At 47.1% G+C, this 22,135-nt stretch carries 17 protein-coding genes; 11 read left to right on the top strand and 6 right to left on the bottom strand.

The features are described 5' to 3' along the window. Positions 1–2: 2 nt before the first annotated feature. The 3 genes from SD10_RS01545 to SD10_RS29010 all read left to right on the top strand — a co-directional run bounded on the left by SD10_RS01545 (position 3) and on the right by SD10_RS29010 (position 8,440). Positions 3–2,855 carry a PAS domain S-box protein gene (locus SD10_RS01545; protein ID WP_046375371.1) on the top strand — a complete coding sequence of 951 codons (2,853 nt, stop codon included), beginning with the start codon at positions 3–5 and terminating at the stop codon, positions 2,853–2,855. 32 nt (positions 2,856–2,887) lie between these two features. Then, positions 2,888–3,544 carry a LytR/AlgR family response regulator transcription factor gene (locus tag SD10_RS01550; RefSeq protein ID WP_262507351.1) on the top strand — a complete coding sequence of 219 codons (657 nt, stop codon included), beginning with the start codon at positions 2,888–2,890 and terminating at the stop codon, positions 3,542–3,544. A gap of 312 nt (positions 3,545–3,856) precedes the next feature. Continuing rightward, on the top strand, positions 3,857–8,440 hold the full coding sequence (locus tag SD10_RS29010; RefSeq protein WP_227699113.1) for a nitric oxide synthase oxygenase: 4,584 nt from the start codon (positions 3,857–3,859) through the stop codon (positions 8,438–8,440). A gap of 163 nt (positions 8,441–8,603) precedes the next feature. Here the strand turns inward: SD10_RS29010 and SD10_RS01560 are convergent, their stop codons facing one another. The 3 genes from SD10_RS01560 to SD10_RS28525 form a co-directional block, all read right to left on the bottom strand. Further along, entirely contained in the window at positions 8,604–9,011 is a 408-nt protein-coding gene (locus SD10_RS01560; RefSeq protein WP_046375373.1) for a hypothetical protein, read from the bottom strand. A gap of 136 nt (positions 9,012–9,147) precedes the next feature. Continuing rightward, on the bottom strand, positions 9,148–9,978 hold the full coding sequence (locus tag SD10_RS01565; RefSeq protein WP_046375374.1) for an alpha/beta hydrolase: 831 nt from the start codon (positions 9,976–9,978) through the stop codon (positions 9,148–9,150). A gap of 111 nt (positions 9,979–10,089) precedes the next feature. Further along, positions 10,090–11,826, bottom strand: a complete 1,737-nt coding sequence (locus SD10_RS28525; RefSeq protein WP_052731035.1) for a serine hydrolase — start codon at positions 11,824–11,826, stop codon at positions 10,090–10,092. Between the two features lie 315 nt (positions 11,827–12,141). Between SD10_RS28525 and SD10_RS01575 the strand changes: the two genes are divergently transcribed. Continuing rightward, on the top strand, positions 12,142–12,543 hold the full coding sequence (locus SD10_RS01575) for a DUF2147 domain-containing protein (protein ID WP_046375375.1): 402 nt from the start codon (positions 12,142–12,144) through the stop codon (positions 12,541–12,543). 140 nt (positions 12,544–12,683) lie between these two features. Here SD10_RS01575 and SD10_RS01580 read toward each other — a convergent pair whose 3' ends face one another. Next, positions 12,684–13,733: a sialidase/neuraminidase family protein gene (locus tag SD10_RS01580; RefSeq protein ID WP_046375376.1), complete on the bottom strand. Its 1,050-nt coding sequence runs from the start codon at positions 13,731–13,733 to the stop codon at positions 12,684–12,686. 765 nt (positions 13,734–14,498) lie between these two features. Here SD10_RS01580 and SD10_RS01585 point away from each other — a divergent pair. The 7 genes from SD10_RS01585 (at position 14,499) to SD10_RS01615 (ending at position 20,661) form a co-directional block, all read left to right on the top strand. Beyond that, positions 14,499–15,758: a site-specific integrase gene (locus SD10_RS01585; RefSeq protein WP_046375377.1), complete on the top strand. Its 1,260-nt coding sequence runs from the start codon at positions 14,499–14,501 to the stop codon at positions 15,756–15,758. Between the two features lie 13 nt (positions 15,759–15,771). Continuing rightward, a complete protein-coding gene (locus tag SD10_RS01590) occupies positions 15,772–16,377 on the top strand; it encodes a hypothetical protein (protein ID WP_148562364.1) in 606 nt (201 codons plus the stop codon). A gap of 65 nt (positions 16,378–16,442) precedes the next feature. Further along, positions 16,443–16,772, top strand: coding sequence for a helix-turn-helix domain-containing protein (locus SD10_RS01595; protein ID WP_227699114.1), 330 nt, complete (start codon positions 16,443–16,445; stop codon positions 16,770–16,772). A gap of 78 nt (positions 16,773–16,850) precedes the next feature. Then, a complete protein-coding gene (locus tag SD10_RS01600) occupies positions 16,851–18,353 on the top strand; it encodes a DUF3987 domain-containing protein (RefSeq protein WP_046375379.1) in 1,503 nt (500 codons plus the stop codon). Positions 18,354–18,411: 58 nt separating this feature from the next. After that, positions 18,412–19,626, top strand: a complete 1,215-nt coding sequence (locus tag SD10_RS01605) for a DUF6371 domain-containing protein (protein WP_046375380.1) — start codon at positions 18,412–18,414, stop codon at positions 19,624–19,626. A gap of 31 nt (positions 19,627–19,657) precedes the next feature. Continuing rightward, positions 19,658–19,930, top strand: coding sequence for a DUF5681 domain-containing protein (locus SD10_RS01610; protein ID WP_046375381.1), 273 nt, complete (start codon positions 19,658–19,660; stop codon positions 19,928–19,930). Between the two features lie 107 nt (positions 19,931–20,037). Beyond that, a complete protein-coding gene (locus tag SD10_RS01615; protein WP_046375382.1) occupies positions 20,038–20,661 on the top strand; it encodes a hypothetical protein in 624 nt (207 codons plus the stop codon). Between the two features lie 205 nt (positions 20,662–20,866). Here SD10_RS01615 and SD10_RS01620 read toward each other — a convergent pair whose 3' ends face one another. Next, positions 20,867–21,490, bottom strand: coding sequence for an adenylate/guanylate cyclase domain-containing protein (locus SD10_RS01620; protein WP_046375383.1), 624 nt, complete (start codon positions 21,488–21,490; stop codon positions 20,867–20,869). Between the two features lie 27 nt (positions 21,491–21,517). Then, a complete protein-coding gene (locus SD10_RS01625) occupies positions 21,518–22,126 on the bottom strand; it encodes a hypothetical protein (RefSeq protein ID WP_046375384.1) in 609 nt (202 codons plus the stop codon). Positions 22,127–22,135 lie beyond the last annotated feature (9 nt).

The following is a 22,135-nucleotide window of genomic DNA, read 5'->3' on the forward strand; positions in this document are numbered from 1 at the left end:
GTATGGAGGACATCGATCTACTTAAACGGCGGCTAGTCCGCGAAAAAACAGCTCGATTACAGGCAGAAGCTATCCTGGAAAAGAAGGCACTGGCGCTTTACAACGCCAACGAACAGTTGTTGCACTTAAATGAAAATTTGGAGCAGCAGATTCGCAACAAGCTAGCCGAACTTCGGGAGAGCGAACAGCGCTATCGCCAGCTCATTGAATCCGTTCAGGATATTATTTATAAAATTTCGCCCGCCGGTTATTTTACCTTTGTGAGTCCTGTAGTTGAAAAACTGCTGGGCTATACCGAAGCGGAGTTTCTGGGAAGTCACTTTACTGACTTCGTGCTGGTTGGCTATCGGATGAAGCTGATCGAGTTTTACCGGACAATGATGCTGGAGCGGCAGGACAGCACCTACAACGAGTTCCCGGTTGTGGCCAAAGATGGGCGCGTCGTCTGGATCGGGCAAACGGTCAGACTTATTGAGCAGGACGGCCAGACACTGGAACTAGTGGCCGTGGCACGCGACGTGTCGGATCGTAAGCTGGCCGAAATTGAACTGGAAACTACCCAGACGCGGCTTTCAACCCTCATTACCAACCTACAGTCGGGCGTAATGGTTGAAGATGAAAACGGGCGCGTCATTCTGGCCAACCAACTGTTCTGCGACCTGTTCGAGATTCCGCTTACGGCCAATGACTTGATTGGCTACAATTGCTCTCTGGCAAGGCAGGAGGTAAAACCGCTGTTTGTGCATCCTGATGCGTTCGTTGACCGAATGAACGAGCTGCTGGAAAACCGGCAGGCCCGTGTTGGCGAAGAAATCAGCATGGCCAACGGCCGTATTCTGGAACTGGATTACATTCCTATTTTCCTGGATGACAACCAGTACATGGGTCATCTCTGGAAGTACACCGATGTAACGGAGAAATACCAGGCTCGGGAACTGATCCGCCGGAGCGAAGAGAAGTACCGGGGCATCATGAACAACATGGAGCTGGGGCTTTTCGAGGTAGATAACAACCAGATCATTGTTCGGTCTTACGAGCGCTGCTGTAAAATGCTGGGCTATACGGAGGAGGAAATGATCGGTAAAAATGCGACTGATCTGTTGGTGCCTGCCGAGTTTGTCTCCGTTGTTGACCGGCAACAGGAAGAACGGAAAAAAGGGAATGCGGGCTCTTATGAATTGCAGTTGATTAAAAAAGACGGAAATCGCATTTGGGTACTGGTGAGTGGCGTTCCGATTCAGGATGAGAACGGGACGATTGTGGGTTCGATGGGCATCCATTATGACATGACGGAACGCAAACAGCTTGAGCACGAACTGGCTCGGGCTAAACGTTTTGCTGAAGAAGCCCAACAGGCTGAAAAGCAATTTTTTGCGAACATGAGCCATGAAATCCGCACGCCACTCAACGCCATTATCGGCATGTCGCACCTGCTCTTCGATACCCAGCCTACCCAGCAGCAGCGCGAATACATCGACATTCTGAAGACATCGGCCGATTTCCTGCATAGCCTCATTTCAGACTTGCTCGATATGACAAAAATTGAAGCCGGTCGGATTGAGATTCACGCCCGGCCGTTCGATTTGGCCGGGTTGCTTCGGAGTACGCAAAAAGTGTTTCAGATGAAACTTCAGAATCGACCGATTTCGGTGGATGTGGTGCTGGATGACCGCATTACCGATGAGTTTATTGGCGATGATGTAATGCTGAACCAGATCCTGATGAATCTGGTCGGAAATGCGGAGAAGTTTACCGAGCAGGGCAAAATTCAGATCATTGCCCGGATCGCTAAAGAAGAACAGCATAGACAGTGGGTTGAGTTTACGGTAACCGACACGGGCGTTGGCATTCCTGCCGAAAAGCAGGATATGGTCTTTCAGAAATTCAAGCAGGTAAACCCAAATGGCTTCAAGCACAAAGGCACTGGTCTTGGCCTCGCTATTACGAAAGAACTAGTTGAGATTCAGGGAGGTACTATTTCGGTGACGAGTCAGGTTGATGTTGGTAGTTCGTTTACATTCACGGTGCCTTATGTTAAGTCACTGGTGCCTGCCGATCAAAAGAACATCGATAAGCAGTTGACGCAGGTTGAAGAACTACAAACCTGTAACGTGCTGATTGTGGAAGATAACCTGATGAACCAAACGTACATTGGTAGTCTGCTCAACAAGTGGAACATACCGTACACCATGGCGTCAGACGGAAAGCAGGCTGTCGAGCAAGCCAAAAGTCAACGATTCGACATTATTCTGATGGATATTCAAATGCCCATCATGAATGGATACGAAGCAACGGTGGCGATTCGGAGCACCCAGAACCCGAACCAGCACACGGCCATTATTGCGCTCACGGCCTCGGCTATGCTCGATCACAAAAGCGTAGCCATGGAGGCTGGCATGAACGACTTTCTGACCAAGCCATTCGAGCCGAACCAGCTGTTGTCTGTCCTACAGCGCTTCGCACCCGTCGAACAAATCAGAAGTGAGGGGTGTATCTTATTCGATGAGGCCCTCGATCGTCAGCGTTTATCGGAATTGTATGGTGGCGATGCCGCCTATGCATCAGAAATGTTCGCTATGTTCCTGACGGATATTGTGCCTGATATACGCAAGTTACCGGGTATTTGTGAGACAAAAGATTGGCCCAATCTGGCCAGTGCTGCTCATAAGTTAAAGCCGACGCTGGCCATGGTTGGCCTATCGGATCTTGAAGAGAAAATGCGTCGGCTGGAGAACAGCGCTCGGCAGGATAAAGATTTGGACTTGATCGAGGAGTATTGCCACGATTTTATGATTGAGATGGATAAGGTGCTGCCCATTTTGCAAACTGAATTACAAAAGCTTTCGCAGGTATGAGTCTGAATTGTATAATTGTTGAAGATGAACTCATGTCTCGCAAATCGTTGCAACGCCTTTGTGAGCAACATAGTGCTTTAGAGGTGCTGGCCGTGTTCGATAATGCGGTGAGTGCGCTCGATTTCCTAGCTGAACAGGAAGTGGATCTGATTTGGCTGGATGTAGAAATGCCGGGGCTGTCGGGCTTTGAATTGCTGGAACAGCTCCCGTCTATTCCCTACGTGATCTTGACGACCAGTAAGATCGAGTATGCGTTTGAGGCTTTTCAGTATAACGTGACCGATTACCTGAAAAAGCCGATCACCTTCCCTCGTTTCAACATAGCTGTTGAAAAAGTACTGGAGTTGCATGCGCGCGCTAAAACGAACCCATCAGACGAGCGAAAGGAGATCTATATTAAAACCGACGGGCGCTACATCCGCTTGCCTTTCGATAATATATCCTACATCGAGAATACGGGTGATTACGTCAAAATCTTCACCAATACGCAAACACACATTGTGTACACTACCATGAAGTATCTGGAAGAAAAACTGGGTCTTCGGTTCCTGCGCGTCCACCGATCCTACATTGTCCATCTGGACAAGATTGTTGATATTGAAGATAATACGTTGGTAATCAGCAATAAGGTTATCCCCATTAGCCGGGCTAATAAACCTGAATTAATGAACCGGCTAAATCTGCTGTGATAACGTACATAGCTGCCCGCAGCGGTAGTTATGTACTACCCGCAGACGTCTGGTTCGGCAAGGATCTTCCCTGATCCGGGAAAACGCTAACATAACGATTATACTTATGCCCGCTGACTGCTCGGTAGGCCTTCTAAGTGTTTATTCCTCTCCTTAGTTAAAAAAATAATAGCGTCATAAAAATATAATAGTAATATTATAGTTATCGAACGGACTAATTGGTAAAGTAGCTAATATAGAGCTAAATTTAATCTAGCTAGCCAACCTATTTGCCTTTTATCGCTGCGTTCTACCTTACGAAATAATCATCCTGTGTCTATCTCTACCAATACCCCCGATAAAGAACCGCAACATGGCGCCTTGAGCGTGGTTCGTATCACAGAAGTCGTGGCCCTGGACTATCCTGAAAACGGGTATGAGTACCGAGGATTAATTCAGGCGCACGATGATTCGGGTACAATTTTGCGGGAGCAAATCTTGCAAACAAGACGCAAACCAGAATGGTTAGTCAATGGTCGGCACAAGGGGTCTGGCGAACTTTATATAATTTTGCAGTTCCGTCAGGAGGGTAGCCAGCGCTGGCATGGAATTGATCAACTTACCTTACCGCTGCACACACAACCCGACGGACAAAGCAGTACTGATGTTTATTTACCATTAAGGGGTTGGCAGGAGGCTCCTCACATGCAGGTTCGTATTCGGATGACCCGAGAGCTGGCAGAAGAACCTATAGCACCCCCCTTCATGCATTCGGCTACCGATATCGCAAACGCAACCCTAGCAGGCTGTCCCTTTTTCGCCCCCACAACGACTCCCGTTCATGCGGCCAGAAAGGCAGCCGAATTCACCATACCAGAAGACGTTACGGATCTGCCGCAACTAACGGCGCCCGAGCAAGTACTGGTCAAAGACATCTGGAACAAGCTTCTGGCTTACCAGGACATGCTCGTTGAGCTGTTTTTCGAGCGGCTTCTGTACGAAGAACCTGAATTGGCTGACCTCTTCGGCGATGCCGTTGATTTGGTTCCCGCCTATTTTGCTACGCTGTTCGATGTGAGCGTTCGGCGGCTGATGCCCCATAGCGAACGAATTCTTCGCGAAAGTTACCGCGGTATTTATCCTGAACCGGCCGAAGGGCTCAAATCGGTTGACGATTATGTGGCGTTGCTGGCCGACCTGGGCATGCGTCCCGAACACTGGCTCACGGCTCGCCGGGTATGGACCTGGATGCTACAGCACGTGCCCCATCTGGAAGAATACGACCGCGAAAATTTGGCTAAAGGGCCGGGTTCAGCCATGTACCGGTTTTTCACGATCGTTATTTTAACGCCTGCGCTGGCAGCCACCAAACACTATGAGGAGGCTCTGACACCCGATATGATTCGGGCGATGCGGCAGGGAGGAGATCGACTGGCGGCCGATGCGCGCGTTATAGGGACTGATTTCTACCATATCCTGTTTCAGACGCACCCCGAAATCATCCCGTTTTTTGGCCGTACCGACGTAGACAGCCTGACCGAGCACCTGATGCAGGCGATTGCGTTTCTGGTTCGGTCGCTGGATAGTGGCCTGAACATTGTTCAGGAATTACGTGACTTGAGTCAGGTGCATACTAATTTTTCGGTACCGCCCGAAGCCTACCCAAAACTGGTTGGGCCCATGATGACGGTGTTGAAAAAATACATTCCTGACTTCACTGCCGAACAGGAACACGCCTGGGGTATTTTGCTGAACCGGGTGACCAACGTCTTGCGGCAACCCATGATCAATCAGCAGCGGATACTGGCTAAGGCAAAGGAATACATTGATCTGATTGGTGATGAACTAGCCTGGGATGCCATTGACAGCGAACGTCGGTGGGAAGAAATCAAGCGCGAAATTCAGGCAACCGGAAGCTATACGCATACGTACGAAGAGTTGGCTTATGGCGCCCAGCTTGCCTGGCGTAACTCGGCCAAATGCATTGGCCGGATTTCGTGGCGCAACATGATTGTGCGGGATTTACGCCACATTACCGACCCCGACGAGATGTTTCGGGAATGCACCGAACACCTAAGAATGGCCACCAATGGCGGCAATGTGCAGATTGTGATGAACGTGTTTCGGCCCAAAAAACCAATGGAACGCTGGGGGCCGCGCATCTGGAACAGCCAGTACATTCGCTTTGCGGCTTATGAACAGGAAGACGGATCAATATTAGGCGATAAGGCAAATCTAAAGTTTACCCAAACCCTTATTCGGCAGGGATGGACGCCCCCAGCCACCAAAACGGCTTATGACACGTTGCCGCTCGTGATTGATGTACCTGGTCAATCACCCAGGATGTATCAGTTCAGCGACGACGATATCCTGAAAGTATCCATCGAACATCCGACTTATCCGGCCATGAGTGCGCTTGACCTTAAATGGTGCGCCATTCCCGCTATCGCCAACTTTCGCATGGATATTGGGGGAATTCAGTATGGCTGTGTTCCATTCAACGGCTGGTTCATGGAAACTGAAATCGCCCGTAACCTCTGGGAAGACGGGCGTTATGAAAAGGCCGAAGCCATTGCCCGTGCCATAGGACTGGATACGTCCAGTGAACAAACCCTCTGGCGCGACCGGGCGTTTCTGGAACTGAATGCGGCTGTCCTGCACTCGTTTTCCAAAGCTAAGGTGACTCTGGTTGATCATCAGACGGCCGCCCGGCAGTTTTTAACGCACGACCTGCGCGAAAAACGGGCTGGTCGCGAATGCCCCGCTCAGTGGTCGTGGGTGGTTCCTTCGGCGGGAGGGAGCGTCACACCGGTCTGGCACCACGAAATGCGTGACTTTTTCCTCAGTCCGAGCTATCATTATACGGCCGACCGGTGGGTAGTGATTAACGATGAGTTGATGACCGCAGACGAAGAGGGCGAAACGGAACTGTCGGGCACGAGCCGAATGCAAGTTCAGGCGCTTCGCCCAGACCGGACTACGGCGCCCGAACATCGGCCCCAGCGTATTCTTATTTTATATGGTTCGGAGACGGGTACGGCCGAGAGCTACGCCCGGAAAACGGCGCGTCGGCTGAGTCGCTACCATCCGCGCGTTATGGCGCTTGATGAATACACCATTTCACACCTGAGTCAGGAAGATTTACTACTCGTTGTCACGTCGACATTTAGAGAAGGGGATTTGCCGGGCAATGCCCAGAAGTTTCACGCCCGGATTACTGCGCAGCCGACCGGAGCGTTCAAGCAACTGAACTTCTCCGTCATGGCTCTGGGAAGCACTGTATACACGCATTTCTGTGCCGCCGGTGTCACACTCGATCGTGAGTTGGCGCGTGTGGGGGGCAACCGCGTTATTGCCATGCATCGGGGCGATGAGATCAAAGGGCAGGCGGATACCTTTCGGAAATGGCTCGATCTGGTGGCCCGTTTATTGGGCGAAGACCCAACCAGCGTCGACCTTTCGACCACCGCCGACACACGGCTACAGGTTTCTTTTTTAGAACCCCAGGAGGTGCCGGTTAAGGCTGAAGCTGACGCAGTTCGAAACCAGAGATTACCGGGTTGTGTCGTTCCGGTTCTCGAGAATCGGGAGTTGCTGAAAAAAGTGATTATTGGCAGCCGCTCCACACGATTTATTTCGCTTGACATCAGTAATACCGATCAGACCTATGAAACCGGCGATCACGTAGCGATCTATCCGCAGAACCCGCCTGAGTTAGTACACCGACTGGTCAATCGACTGGGCGTTGATACCGATGCCTGGTTTACCACCTCGCTCATCAATAGCCGAGGGATAAGGGTTCCTGGTGAGCATGCTTATCCAGATCCTGTGCAGGTAGGGCAGGTGTTAACCGAAGACATTGATCTGGCCATCCGTGAACCCTATGACGAGCTGTTTAGTGCGATCCTGAAAACGGCTCAATCGACCACGGATAAAAACCGGCTGGAATCCTGGCTGGAGATACTGAGTCGAAATCAGGAAGAAAATGAGGAGTATATGGCGTTGAAGAAGTACATCGCCGATACATTTCTAACGGTAGCCGATCTGCTGGATGTATTTCCATCAGCCCAATTGTCGTTTGCGCAGCTCATTGAACTGTTGCCTAAACAGAAACCCCGCCTGTACTCCATTTCATCCTGCTCATTGGTTCACCCAAAGCAGGTTCACCTCATTGTGGGCGTTGTTCAATTGACGACCGACTCGGGTAAGGTGATTCCGGGGCTTTGTTCCAATTACCTGGCAGGCCTGATACCGAACGGGGATGCGCAGGTAAGAATGTGTGTGCGATCGTCAACATTCCGACCACCGGTTGATCCTCATGCGCCCATGCTAATGGTAGGGGCCGGAACGGGCCTGTCGCCCTTACTGGGCTTTCTGCAACACCGCGAAGTTCAGCTTCGGGCCCTGCATGAAACAAGTTATCAGTATGTCAATGGCCATGAGTTCATCACACCCGTGTCGGCGCCTGTCGGGCACGCCCGGCTGTTCTTCGGCTGTCGAAATTTAAACGATTACCTCTACCAACAGGAATTGGAGACCTGGCACGAAGCGGGTGTATTGACACATCTGGATGTGGCTTTTTCCCGGCTCGACGAGGAAAAAATATACGTGCAGGATCTGATCGGTCAGCGCAGTAAAGACCTGTGGGATGTACTTTCGCAGCCTAATTGCCATTACTACGTTTGTGGTGATGCGCAAATGGCCGACGATGTATTCGAGGTGCTTATGAATATTGCCAAAACAACCGGCGGCCTGTCGCATGCCGAAGCGGTCAACTTCTTCCGGCAAATGCAAGCCGAAAACCGATTCGTCATGGATGTCTGGGGTGTATTGCTCAACTTTCAGCGGGCCCTCACAGACCTTCAGGAGGCCAAGTATACGCAGGGCGAACGCTGGCTGGAGCGTGTTTCTGTTTAGGCTGGTTTTATCGGGCCAGAAATCGTTGTTTTCTGTGTCTAAGCGAAAGTCCTGTGGGGTATTGGCTTCGACGCAGACATCCGGCTTCTGTTCATCATTGACCTCGCTAGAGACGAGCGTGAATGAACAGAAGCCGGATGTCTTTCGGGATTCGAGCGCTGTTTTATTCTGGTTCTGGCGAAGTTCCGTACTTCTCTTTTCGGATTTTCAGCCATTCTTTAACGGTTCCGCCTTTGGTAAAATGGTCATCTTCGTCCTGAATCTCCTGGTCCCATTCATAATCGGCGGCAAAGCGCCCCTGGGCAGAAACAGTCAACTGAATGCTATTGGCGGGTGGATTTCCTTCGCTCGCCCGATTCGTAAATAGCTCGGGAAGCACGTCGATTAGCTCATCGGGAAATTCAGTCGATAGTACCTGGGCTTCTCCCGACGCGTCGAGGTACGTACCATCGCACTCAGCCTCATTGGTCGACACCAGGTATCGGATGTTGAGTTCGGCAATGGTCCAGGGTTCCGTAATGATCTCGTGGACTGCCCTCGTGAGTAGTTCGTAAATAGCTTCGGTTTTCATGGGTTTATTAGCGGGTTACCGAGTCAATGCCCGATTTTCAGTACATGTCCTGGCAATCCATACACAGGTAACACCGCTTTTGGCTAAAATATTCTTTTTTGCGGATTGATGTTAAGCTGTGGTAAACAGGTATCAATCAATTCGCTTTGGGCCTATCGAAATACTGTCGCATAAACAGCATTTGATAGGTTACGGCGTTGGTCCAGTAGGTCCAGTTATGGCCACCGGGTCGCGTTATATAGTCGTGGGCAATGTTTCGTTCCAGGAGCTTGTCGTGCAGGTTGTTATTGACCCGAAAGAAAAAGTCTTCCGTTCCGCAATCAATAATCAGCGCCAATGCGCCCGGCGTCAGCAGGTAGAGCAGATTGATGACGGTATTTTGCTCCCACCGCTCCGGAAACTGCGCGTAGGGCCCCAGGCGTTTGGCCATATCCCAATTGTTTGGAAAGGGGCGAATATCGACTCCGCCACTCATGCTGCCAGCCGCGCCAAATACCGCCTGATGCCTGAATGCCAGGTACAACGCACCGTGTCCACCCATACTAAGGCCGGTAATGGCGCGTCCTGAGCGGTTTTTGATGGTTTTGTAATGTCCATCGACCCAGTTTACCAACTCATCGGCCACATAGGTTTCATAGCGGAACGAGGGGTCGGCCGGGCTATCGAAATACCAGCTACCGACATTCCCGTCCGGGCAAACGATGATCACTTTATGAAGGTCGGCGGCATTACTGATGGTGGGTACTTTTTTGGCCCAATCGCTGTAATTACCGCCATAGCCGTGGAGTAAATACACAACCGGCAGCTCCTGCCCGATGGAATACGAATCTGGCGTAACAATAACCGCTTTAATCGTTTTCTTCATCGACGAACTGTAGGTGTCTACCGTATCGACTTTGGCCGCCTGGGCCGCAAAGTATATGAAGACCAAAAAGGCGGTAAGGAAAAAAGAACGCAGAAAAGTCATGGGGGTATGCTTTCGAAATACTCCCGAAATAAGGCGATTTATCCGTATTGTTACCCGCTTGACCGATTATTTTTTGGAATAGAGCGGGGGCTGGGCCAGGTAGCAGACGTACTATTTCTCAACTACATCATAATCGGTGACCAGGCCGTCGGCCGTTAGGTAGACCAGCAAGTAACGCGTACCATGTTCACCAGCAAATGTGTAGTGTGCGATTTGACTTACTTTACCCTCGTGGCGTTCGATGCTACGTCCGTCAACATTTTCTATATTGACAAACGTAAGGTTTTTGAGGTCGGAGAGCACATTGGCCCCACTCGCGAAATCTTTCCGTACCCCTGCCGTTACAGTGGGAGCTGTCTCAACGGCTTTACCCCCCTGGGCCATGGCTTTTAAGGCTATTTCAATTTTATGGGTACGAGCCGAATCTGGGTCCGGAACGGGCTTTAAGGTCTGGAATAGAGGACCTATCCGGGGTATTTTGCGTTCGTCTTTCCCTCGTTTCCAGACCAATTTCGTTACGTTCCCCTTCGCGTCGGGCTGGAAAGTTAAAAAGGCATCCCGATCCATTGATGCAAAATGGGTCGTTGTTTCAGGAACGAATTCTTCATCGGGAAGGCCATCGGCCAGCGTAACCAGCCGATCCGGCGTGGCCATAAAGGTAATGATCTGGTTATTGGCCAGTTCGTACCGTCCTTCATAGGCTATAAGCTGTGCCGCCGGGACGGGGACTGCTATACGCTTGATGGCGGTTGCTTCGGAGAAGTCAGTCCAATGATACGTTTTAGCCACCTCATTTATAATTCGGTCGACCATGTGCGAGTTATCGTTGGCATTAATCATGATCACGACGCCTTGTCCCGTTTCAATACCAGCTGTCATGGCCGCATCGAACCCTTCATCCCGACCGGTATGGCCAAAACGCATGGTATGTCCCTTGCCTTGCAGGAAAACCCCCAATCCATCGTTATCCTTTTGATCCGTAAGCATCTGCTGCGTCATTGCCTGAGACAAGGCGCCCCCCGCCTTACCGGCAAACGCTTGCTGAATACCAATGGCAAAACGCGCCAGATCAGAAGGAGTTGTCCACAGACCAGCCGCAGCCATTTCGGGATAAATATGCCAACGCCCGTTCACGACACCTCGATCCCCATAGTAGCCTGTTGCCGTTGCTTTTGCTTTGTCGGTAGGGAGCGGTTGTTGGTAAGTGCTTTGCTTCATGCCCAGCGGACCCAGGACCGTTTGCTGCATATAGTCCGGAAACGATTTGCCTGTTACATCCAGCATAAGTTGCTGCATAACGGTATATCCCCCTCCCGAATACCGCCAACGGGTTCCCGGAACAAAATCGACACGAACCGCAGCGGTATTGGCCGGGGTGGTCCCGTCTAAAATCTGCACGACCGTCGGAATCGGTTTGCCAACCTCATAGCCTGGAAAACCATGAACCGTTAGCCCAGTCGTGTGGCTAAGCAACCCGCGGATCGTAACCTTCTTCTCTTTAGTAAACTCATTCTCGGGCACTTTCCAGGTGCGTAGTTTCGCATTAACGTCTTCATCGAGCGATAACTTACCCGCTTCTACCAGCTTCAGCGCGCCAACCGCTGCAACTGATTTACTGATCGAACCGGCCTGAAATAAAGTGGCGGGAGTAACGGGAATCTTGCCGCTTTTGTCGATAAAACCGTACCCTTGTGCTTTAACAATTTTGCCGTCCTGAATGATGGCGATGGATAAGCCAGGTACTTGTCGTTTTCGCAGTTGTTGCCGGATAAAATCATCCAGATCATCGGCATGAGCTGCTGAAACGATGAGGGGCAGACAAGCTACCAGCAGAGAGAGTTGACGCATGGAGACGATTGCAGTTAAGATGAATGGTATGCTTAAAGAGGCAGAAACAAGCGGATACGTTGCAGGCGTATGCCGCCAACGACTTAGACTGGCACAAAAATGGAAACTTAGCTATACTTCTGATTTTGAGGTGCTTTGCTGAATAACTGCACCAATATGCAGCATACGACTGGTTTTTAACAACAATTAGTGCCAACTTGGCTTATATAAAGGGAGGGGTTGCTTTTCTGATTGCACAAGTTTATCAATATGAGCTATTTACCTCCTGCCAATAAACTGCCAGACCTAGTCTAAGGGCAAAAATCCTGTTTCCGAATGCTAGTAGTAACCCGTGTGTGCCGAATTTTTCTGGGATTATTAATCATCGCGCTGGTAGGCGCCGTGCCCGATCCTCCAGGCGACCAGATCCTGGGTCGCTGGTTGTTTCCTTCCCAGGGCTCCAGCGTTAATATTTACCGGCAGGGAAATCGTTATTTTGTCAGGGTAGCGGAGGTAGATCAGGCAGGCGAGAAAAATTATGGTTTGGTGAAAGACAGCGTGTTGATTCGTGATCTGGGCTACAATGGAGCGGACTGGACCGGTGGGCGATTGACTCACCCCAAAACAGGCATGTCGTTGAGTGTAGAGGTGCATATGGAGGAGCCACGTGCCCTAACCGTAACGATATACAAAGGAATCAAGCTGCTTCGTAAAACCTTTGTGATGACCCGCCAATAAACGGACTGTTGTCCTGGAAAGATTGCCTGCTTTGTACGGGTGAATCGGTCAAAGGCTAGTTTGTAACGACTGTGACGTTTGTGCCAATCATTCATTTTGTGAACTAAGACAAGTAACGCTGCACCTTAGTCAAAGAAGAGTTAGCGAGCCGTGACAGCGCTCACCACCTGCCCGTCCGCTTCCCAGGCACAGATGGCAAACCCATTAACCAATGCAACGCTCGGCATCTGTCCGGTGCCGAGCCGAATGGGCTCCCTATTATCAAGTTTCAGCCAAACCAGATTCCCTTCATTCCAGGCCAGGGCACGTCCTACTGAGTCGGTTGCTGTAGTAACGTTCCGGCCAGTCCCGATAGCTTGTTCCGGTTCACCTGGTCGACAGGTATACAATGTATTTTCTCGTCGCCAGACGGTAAAGGGTTGCCCCGTCGGTGAAAGACTGACGGCTCCGCCGTCCATTGGACAGGCGTTCAGTTTCCAGGTGCCTGAGCCAAGTTTTTGTACCGAACCGAAACTAGTTCCGCCATTGGTGGAGTGGGCCAGGTATAGGTCACGTGAGCCGTTGAGCCAGTTGCGAAACTGAATGTAGACATCGCTTTGGTTGGCGGCAATCGACACCTTACAGCATTCACAAACTGAGCCGCTGGGCGAGCGGTAAACAACCTGATTCGCTGACCAGGTGCGCCCCCCATCTGGGGAGGTAGCCATCACAATTTTGTTGGCTTTGTCCTGGCGCAGATCGAGCCAGACGGCGTGAAACGTACCATCCGATGCGCCCGTTACCGCCTGGAAGCCTTCTTTGGCCACCTCGGCTATATCGTTTATCCGTACGGCAGCTGACCATCGGCCACGTTGCCGATCAAGCGAATAAGCAAACAGATCGCCCATCTGATTAACGGCCGTAATAACGACATACCTTTCTGTAACGGCTAGTTGTGGGCCGCGTTTAGCTCCGGCCACCAGGTGCGGTAGTTTAGCCACCGCCATGGGTGGATTAAACTGATCGGGTGTTTGGCTGGCCACCGCATAATAAATGGTTGAATCCAGCCCATATACGATATGGACTTGCCCTTTGGTATCGGCTACCAAAACTGGCAGATGACCAGCGCCAACCCGCTGACTTGACCGAAAGGGTTGATTTACAAAACGAACAGAGCTAAACAACAAAAGCAGGTGAAGTAGAACGGTCATCGGGGTTGAGTTTAATAGGCTATTCTTGCTAACAAACATAAGCACGACGAGTCACATTGCTTAAGTGTACAGCCTGGCGTCGCGGTGCGCTCTACTCTGGATAAATCTTTACAGTCTCGTAACGACTTTCCGTTAGCGCAAAAAACACATCAATACATTACCAATGCGTATTCTTACGCTACTATGACTGGAACGTAACCTATTATTTAATGAGCAGTAGCCTGTCACTAAACGGTTCATTGGGTCAAGTTCTGTAACTCACATGAGCAACCAAACGTAGTCAGTTAAATAAGGGAGTAATCAGCGTATAGTGTTGAAAATAAACTGTGCTGCAAATCCCTTCTCTTGATATTGCCTGTCCGATTTGCGAAAGTCGTTCTGGCCAACGTGAATAAAACAGGCTCTACAAAGCCCGAAGAGAAGCTTAGTTTCTGTTGTGGCGAACAAATTCATATCCACGTTACCAAAACGACGGTTACTGTAAGCGTTAAAGGCTCTTGTATGTGAAAACCGTCTTTAAGAAACGAATCGTAATGAACCGCTTGCTAGCTAGCAGCGATTTATGGTAGTCCCGACGGGACTAACACCTTTTTTATTATCCTTATTGTACCTTCCCTTAAATACATTGTAAATCAGTTATCTATAGGAATACTTAAAGTGAATTAAGCAAACTAAAACAAAAGTAGAAAAGAAAATACCGTCAACAAATCTGTCAACAAACATTATATTTGTCATACCTCAAATCAATAAAGAAACAGTATAGGTATGGCAACAACTTCGTTTGTCTTGCGTGACCCCGACGCGGACGAGGAAACGAAAGTTCATCTAATTGTTCGTTTCCACAATCAAAGGCTGGTATATCCAACCGAAAAGAAAATCCATCCGCTTTACTGGAATCCCAATAACCAGCGAGTGCGAGAAACTAAACAATTTCCCAAATACAGAGAATTTAACAACCGGTTTGACGAGATCGAACAAGCTGGTAAAGATGCTGTTGATACTTTAGTTGAAAGTGGAATTAAACGGCCAACTGTTGATCAGGTACGGGAAAAGCTTCTGTCTATTCTGTTTCCCAAAGAAAAAAACGAGTCTATTTCATTGCTTAGATTTTTTGATAAGCATATCGAAACTAACCGGAGCATACAAAAGCTTAATACGTTGAAGGTGAAACAGACAACTCTTAACCACCTCAGTAACTATGCAAAAGCTCGTAAGAAGCGTGTTGATTTTGATACTATAGATTTAGACTTTTACCATGACTTTACAAGCTATTTAAGTACTGACTGCGGGCTTTTCAATAACTCAGTTGGTAAGTATATCAAGACGCTAAAGTCTGTGATGAATGATGCTGCTGAAAAGGACTTACATCAAAATTTTGCTTTTAAGAAAAAATCGTTTCGAACATTAGCCGATGACACGGACAGTATCTATTTAACTGAAGAAGAGATCAACCGACTTTATGAACTAGACCTAACTAAGAATCCACGTTTGGAACGAGTACGGGATATGTTTGTGATAGGTTGTTGGGTTGGCTTACGATACTCTGATTTAGCAGAACTACGTTCTGAACACTTTATAAAAGAAGAAGAAAATAATTACATCAAGATTCGTACTCAAAAGGTTTACGATGATGTGTATATACCTCTTCACCCCGTAGTTGAATCAATCATTGAAAAATATAGAGGACAATTACCTAGGGTACTTAGCAACCAAAAAGCAAACGAATATTTGAAAGAGATTGCTAAGGTCGCAGAATTAAATAGCCCGGTTGTTATTAACCGAAAACGAGGCAACGAACGTATTTCTGAGGTCTCAGAGAAGTGGGAGCTAGTTAGTACTCACACACAACGGCGCAGTTTTGCTACCAACCTTTATTTACAAGGAGTCCCCACAATTACAATCAGGGCGATTACTGGCCATAAAACAGAAAAGGCGTTCCTCAGCTATATCAAAGTAGATTCTAAGCAACACGCCAAACTGCTTAAGAAGCATTGGAATAACCAACTAATTTCTAAAACTTCCTAATCCCTGCTTGATCATGGAGAATGAATTGCCCCAAGCCTATTTGGATGATGCCCAATACCTTGCTAATGACTTTGGTCAAGGCCAATTGAGTAAAAGTGATTATAACAAACTTGACGATACTATTTCAGAGTTAACTGATACACAAGCAATAAAATTTTTAGAGCTTGTTAGAGATGGGGTTGTACAAACCTTAGAAGACCATAAAAAACGCTGCCAGAACCCTACTAACTGTCATCAGTTAAAAGAAGGTGACAAAACTATAAATTCACTTAAAAAGCGTATAAATGAGCGTAAAAAATACTTGCCTTTTATATCAGTTCCTCAGGCTGAAACGCCAAATCACCCCCCAGATCATACAACAGCCCGGCAAGTACTAGCAATGAAGTTTCTTCTGGAGTACGCCAAAATTAACGTTACAAATGATAAAGCGGCTGAGAGATTCTTGCATTTTCTGACAGGTAAGAGTAAGGAGAATCTATACAAACTTTGGCGAAATCCGTACAACAAGGATCTCTTTACCGCTGAGGTTGATGATTTACGATTTATAAGAAAATTTTTTGAAGAGTTAGGAGCGACAGAAGTAGTAAAAGCTATTAATAATGAGATAGATAAACCTTAATAGGAGGTTAGTTGGGTAACTCAGTTGGGTTACCCAACTGAGTTTTTGGCGTAAATATTTGCTCAATGAAATCACGAAAAATCGTTGAGCAAATGGAAAATCTTGTTTTCACCCAACTATCAATTCCCGAAGTTCGGCAACTGTTTCGGCAAGAACTAGAGCAATTCTTCAAAGCCCTCCCGTGTGCCCCGCCGAAATCAGCAATTAACGCTGAGAACTTATCTACCCGTCAGAAAACGGCCAAAAAATTAAATATTAGTTTGCCAACGTTGGATGATTACACCCGACGCGGAATTATTCGCGGCTATCGGGTAGGCCGTCGTGTGCTATACCGTCCTGAAGATGTAGAAGCCGCTTTAACTGAGATCAACACTGTGAAGTACCAACGGGCATAGACTCGACCGTACCTAAAACAAAACCGGGCTCGTCCCCACAAACCCGGTCTCTGAAAGAACCTCAAATAGAGCAAGGCTATGACAAACGATGCTTCGCAGCACAAAGATACGACCTTAAAAGGTACCCCCGATGTTGGCCCTGTGTTCGATTTTAATACATGGATAGCTAGCCAGCCCGAAACGGTTATTCCTATTAACGATTTACAACAGGAAACCGAGCCCCGACCGCCCGAAGGTTCAGACTTTACACCCAAAGGTAGTTTCCAACCGGAAACGGAAACGCCAGAAACCGAATACTTTACCCAAGCTATTTTTAACAATTTACCCGATACACTAAAAAATGGTTGTTCAATCCTTACTGACCGTATCGAGAAGGAAGTTTTCTTGGTGGGTGCACTGGGCGTTATTAGTGGTTTGTTGCCCAACGTCCGAGGTTTCTATGATACCCGGTATTACAGTACTAATCTGTACTGTTACGTCTTAGCCCGGTATGGTTCCGGCAAAGGAGCTTTAAGCCTTTCGTATTTATTAGGGGCTGTTGTACACCGACGAAAAAAAGAACAATATCAACAAGCCTTGACGGTGTACAAAGCAGACCTTGCTCGGTATAAGAAAGAGCTGAAAACGTTTCAAGCCGATAAAAAAGGTCTAATTGAAGAGCCAGCCGAACCCGCAGAACCGCCGTTGACAGTCCTATTTATTCCAGCTAATAACAGCCGGACTGGAGCTTTTGAATTACTCAATAATAATGAAGGCCGGGGAATCATCTTTGAGACTGAGGGCGATACATTAGCGGATTCTGTAAAGCAGGATTATGGCAATTACAGTGATGGTTTACGGAAAGCGTTTCACCACGAATCAATAACCTATTACCGACGAACTGGCAAAGAATACTGCGAGATTGAAAATCCAGAAATGTCGGTAGTCCTCAGCAGTACATTTGACCAACTGCTAAATCTGATGCCAACCGCTGAAAACGGTTTATTCAGTAGGTTCCTGTTCTACAACCTGACACCTAACCCGAATTTTAAAAACGTATTCGATTCGGGTAAGAGCTCTTACCCGGCTCATTTTGGGAGGATAGGCGAACAACTTGCCGAAATATACGACCACTTGGTAAGCCTTGCGGAGCCGCTGACCATTCGGTTAACGCCCGATCAGGAAGGACGGTTTATTCGGCTGTTTCAACACTGGAAAGATGAAATACGCGAATTTGTCAGCGAGGATTTAGATGGTTCTGTCAATCGGTTGGGTTTGATTGCTTTTCGTATTGCTATGATGTTTACGACGCTCAGAGCCTTTGATACAGGTGCAATTACCGACATGTTGACCTGCTCAGATTTAGATTTCGATAACGCCCTGAAAATTGTAGAAATGCTGAAACGCCATGTTTTGCGACTTTACAACCAGATACCTAAGCCAAAGAAAAGTCAGGATACTAACAAGTTTTTAACAAAATCTGAGCAGTTAGAAAAAGCCCGAAAATTGTACAGCCAGGGCAAAAACTACGCTGAGATAGCGGCTGATGTATTAGGTGATGCAAAGAGGAAAGGGACTATTTGGAAATGGCTAAACGCATGAGGTTAGGTTTCCCCGTTTCTGGTTTCCAAATGGAAACGGGGGCTTTCTACGCAAAAACATGAACCAATACCGTTATACACTGCAACCCTACAAAGGTATGAGTACCCGTTACACTTGCCCTGCTTGCGAAAAGCCAAAGCAACTCAGCCGGTATTTGGATAAGGAAACGGGTGAACTATTACCGGACCATGTTGGCCGCTGTAATCGGGAAGCTGACTGCGGCTATCACTACACGCCCCGCCAATACTTTGAGGATAACAAAATATGGATGAACGACGAAATAGCCTCGAAAACCCGAACGGCTTACCAATCGCCTAAATCCGCTCGTCCGGTCCCGCAACCGTCGTATATTCCGTTCAACCTGTTCCGGCAAAGTCTGAATCAGTACGACCGGAACGAATTTGCCAACGGCTTACAGGGATTGTTCAATAATGAGATTACAAACGATCTGATTAGCCGGTTCTATATAGGTACTTCTAAACACTGGCCAGGGGCAACTGTGTTTTGGCAGATCGATAAGAGCGGCCAAATTCGAACGGGTAAGATTATGCTGTATAATCCGCTGACGTTAAAAAGGGTTAAACAGCCTTTCAGTCATATTCATTGGGTGCATAGTGTTCTGACTAAACAGGGCCGGTTCGCTGAGTTTGAGTTAAGTCAATGTTTGTTTGGGTTGCACCAATTGAAGAACCAACCCGATAGCCGCCCGGTGGCCATTGTTGAAAGCGAAAAGACAGCCATTCTTGCAACGGTCTATTTACCCAAATACATCTGGTTGGCTTGCGGTAGTCTGAGCAATCTATCAACGGAAAAGTTACTACCCGTAGCCGGACGATCTGTTACACTATTTCCTGATCTGAACGGCTTTGAGAAGTGGAGTCAAAAGGCTGAGGAGTTTAGGCCCGTTATTGGTCGTCGGCTTACTGTTTCGGACGTATTAGAAAAACGGGCTAATGATGCCGACCGAGAGAAAGGGTATGATTTAGCGGATTACCTAATTCGTAACCGTGACCCGTTAGCAGGTTGGGCGTTGACTGATTCCGGTTATCCATTATTTTGGGACTATAACCCGTTAGCTGTTCCAGCTCAGTCGCTTAGCACTTCGGCTGTATGTAATAACAGTGACCAAAATATTACACCCTTGCCGTTAACGCTCCTTGAACAGACATTGCAACGAATGAATCAGCGAAACCCGGTTTTACAGGATTTGATAAATCAGTTTGATTTAGTGAATCCAAAAACCGGCCAACCTTTCCGGTTATCGAATCAATAACAGGCTATTAACAGGCTATACGGCTCAAGCAATGCGAGACGATATTTATTTAGAGGGTATAGAAACCCGTTTTCAAAAGGGGCAAAGCGGAAACCTCAAAGGACGGCCCAAAGGAAGCCGGGGAAAGGCAAAACGCATACGGCAAGTTTTGGGCGTATCTACTAAAGCTGACAACCAGTTAAAAAAGGAAACAGTAACATTAAGCATTGAAGAACTTATCACCATTACCATAGTTGCTAAAGCCCTGAAAGGTAATACAGCTGCTTATAGAGCTATTATGGATAATGCGTACGGCAAACTTTAAAGCTATTCATTGTATGACAGCATAGATTCAAGCACCAATCGTCCGATCATAAAGTTTTCTTAAAATATAATTATTTTGATATCTTGACCTCAAAACTCCTTTAAACTATGCTCCCTTCCTTAGGCGCTGCTGGTACCATGTACCTTAAAGATTACATTGATTTGCTTCTAAAGGCACTCACATTCCTTGTTACGGCTGGATTAGCATTCAAAGCCATTCATGAATACATTCGTGCACAGCGGTGGAAGCGATTCGAATTTCTTGGGCAGCAGATTAAAGATTTTAGTACGGATATACAAGTCCGAAAAGTGACGACAATGCTTGATTGGGACAAAGGTCAAATTGAGTTATTTCCAGGAAGAAGTGAAGATAAATTTTTTACAGTGGACGAGGCGATGGTTACTGCGTCTCTGTATCCTCTTGGGAGTGGAATTAATGGTGAAGGCTTTTCAGATGAAGAGGCGAAAGTACGAGAATTATTTGATGCTTTTTTTGATAAATTAACTATGTTTGGCATCTACATAAAATCTGGTTTGGTAGCTAAACAGGATTTAAAGCCATACATTTATTATTGGCTCGAAATGCTTGCGGATCCCTCCAAACGAGGACAGGAGTTTGTTAACAACGTGTATGGTTTTCTAGAAACGTATGGGTACAATATCGTTCTAGAACTGTTAGATGAATATGGCTTTACACGTCCTAATCAGATTATACCTAAGCCAAAGGTATAAACATTACGATTGACCTCACTAATCAAGAAGGAACCTATGAACGTGAAACGTTTGCTATGGAGACACAAGAAAGCCTGTTTGCTACTTGTGTACTAGTGCTGTTACGTTGCTCTTTAAAGCCGCTGGCGGTAATATACAGGCAATCCGAGAAGTGTTAGACAAAAATAGGGCAGGGCGAGGCAAACTATTTGTCTGATCTAAATTACTACCCCCAATAAGTTTCTTTTCCGCTTCCTTCACGCCATATGTCCCCCAATTCTAATTGGTAATACGTATATGTTTGTTCTCCCTTCTTACCTTTGACTACGTAAGGACCATGATTACTCCACTGCAATAACCCCTGTTCAATAGCTTTTGGCCCAACTAAACATCTATTACCCCTACCACCTAACGTTATTCGACTTGCATAATTTATGGCATCACCTATTAACAAAACTTGCTCTCCTAAAAACTCGGAGTAAATGGTAGAAGTGTCAATTAGGCCGTATTCTATTCCTATTTTTAAACTTGGGCCTTTGTACTGATAGTCGGCTTTCCAATCTCTATCAGAAAGATATTCACACAATCTATCTAAATCCTTCGCAATACTTACGCAGGACAGAAACACACTTTCCGCTGTTGGTAAAATAGCTAAGAAAGCGTCACCCATGAACCCCACTACTTCACCTTCATATTTTTCAACAGCATCAATACCCCCAGATAAAATATCACGAATGTATTGGGCTATTGAATTTCCCTCTGATTTAGAAACTATCTTTGTGAAGCTGTTAATATCAACTATCATTGCAAAGGCTTCAATTTGGCCATTTTTTGGTATGTTAACTGCCATGAGATTAGTAAGTGAAATTAGTGTAAGCTACTTACTCATAGCCATTAATAGTCTACCCTTAATACTCCTCAGTTTTGCGTCGTTTGGATTAAACTCTTCCATAACATCAAGTATGTTCCCGACGTTGGATTGAGTTAAATAATTAAATCCTTGTTTCCCAAACTCCTTATCGTTGGGAATAAATTTTTTGCTCTTTGGGTAAGTATCAATATTAATGAAAGTATCAAGTACGTGAATGTCTTTCGGTAATGACATCACATTGTATAGGAAAGGGTATAAAATTCTATCAAGCAGTACGTTCTTTGTTCCCTTGTCAAATAGGGGAAAAGCATATAGCCCAACAATATAAGTGTTCCCGTTATGCCAGTCTTTAGATTTGATAAATACTACCAATAGATTTTTGGACTTTTTTTTATCAAGGGTCTTCGTGTATAATTGTGGTAACAATCCTGAATAGTAACCTTTTTCATCGGATGGGAAAAGGTCTTGTCCAAAGTTTAGCGACGTAAATGTTATGCCGTTTTCTTTGACGAATCCAAAATCTACATGTGGCAAATCCTCATCCGACTGAGCTTGCCATTTTTTAGAGTTCCAATCGACAGATGTGAGAATTCCGTAATTAACTACTTTGTCCATAATTCGACA

Origin of the sequence: Spirosoma radiotolerans (assembly GCF_000974425.1) — a bacterium.
Taxonomy (GTDB): Bacteria; Bacteroidota; Bacteroidia; order Cytophagales; family Spirosomataceae; genus Spirosoma; species Spirosoma radiotolerans.

What these genes read in the sequence shown, in the direction of transcription:
- SD10_RS01545 (WP_046375371.1), top strand. Translation starts at nt 3, where the DNA reads ATGGAGGACATCGATCTACTTAAACGGCGGCTAGTCCGCGAAAAAACA.
- SD10_RS01550 (WP_262507351.1), top strand. Translation starts at nt 2,888, where the DNA reads ATGTCTCGCAAATCGTTGCAACGCCTTTGTGAGCAACATAGTGCTTTA.
- SD10_RS01560 (WP_046375373.1), bottom strand. Translation starts at nt 9,011, where the DNA reads ATGAAAACCGAAGCTATTTACGAACTACTCACGAGGGCAGTCCACGAG.
- SD10_RS01565 (WP_046375374.1), bottom strand. Translation starts at nt 9,978, where the DNA reads ATGACTTTTCTGCGTTCTTTTTTCCTTACCGCCTTTTTGGTCTTCATA.
- SD10_RS28525 (WP_052731035.1), bottom strand. Translation starts at nt 11,826, where the DNA reads ATGCGTCAACTCTCTCTGCTGGTAGCTTGTCTGCCCCTCATCGTTTCA.
- SD10_RS01575 (WP_046375375.1), top strand. Translation starts at nt 12,142, where the DNA reads ATGCTAGTAGTAACCCGTGTGTGCCGAATTTTTCTGGGATTATTAATC.
- SD10_RS01580 (WP_046375376.1), bottom strand. Translation starts at nt 13,733, where the DNA reads ATGACCGTTCTACTTCACCTGCTTTTGTTGTTTAGCTCTGTTCGTTTT.
- SD10_RS01585 (WP_046375377.1), top strand. Translation starts at nt 14,499, where the DNA reads ATGGCAACAACTTCGTTTGTCTTGCGTGACCCCGACGCGGACGAGGAA.
- SD10_RS01590 (WP_148562364.1), top strand. Translation starts at nt 15,772, where the DNA reads ATGGAGAATGAATTGCCCCAAGCCTATTTGGATGATGCCCAATACCTT.
- SD10_RS01595 (WP_227699114.1), top strand. Translation starts at nt 16,443, where the DNA reads ATGAAATCACGAAAAATCGTTGAGCAAATGGAAAATCTTGTTTTCACC.
- SD10_RS01600 (WP_046375379.1), top strand. Translation starts at nt 16,851, where the DNA reads ATGACAAACGATGCTTCGCAGCACAAAGATACGACCTTAAAAGGTACC.
- SD10_RS01605 (WP_046375380.1), top strand. Translation starts at nt 18,412, where the DNA reads ATGAACCAATACCGTTATACACTGCAACCCTACAAAGGTATGAGTACC.
- SD10_RS01610 (WP_046375381.1), top strand. Translation starts at nt 19,658, where the DNA reads ATGCGAGACGATATTTATTTAGAGGGTATAGAAACCCGTTTTCAAAAG.
- SD10_RS01615 (WP_046375382.1), top strand. Translation starts at nt 20,038, where the DNA reads ATGCTCCCTTCCTTAGGCGCTGCTGGTACCATGTACCTTAAAGATTAC.
- SD10_RS01620 (WP_046375383.1), bottom strand. Translation starts at nt 21,490, where the DNA reads ATGGCAGTTAACATACCAAAAAATGGCCAAATTGAAGCCTTTGCAATG.
- SD10_RS01625 (WP_046375384.1), bottom strand. Translation starts at nt 22,126, where the DNA reads ATGGACAAAGTAGTTAATTACGGAATTCTCACATCTGTCGATTGGAAC.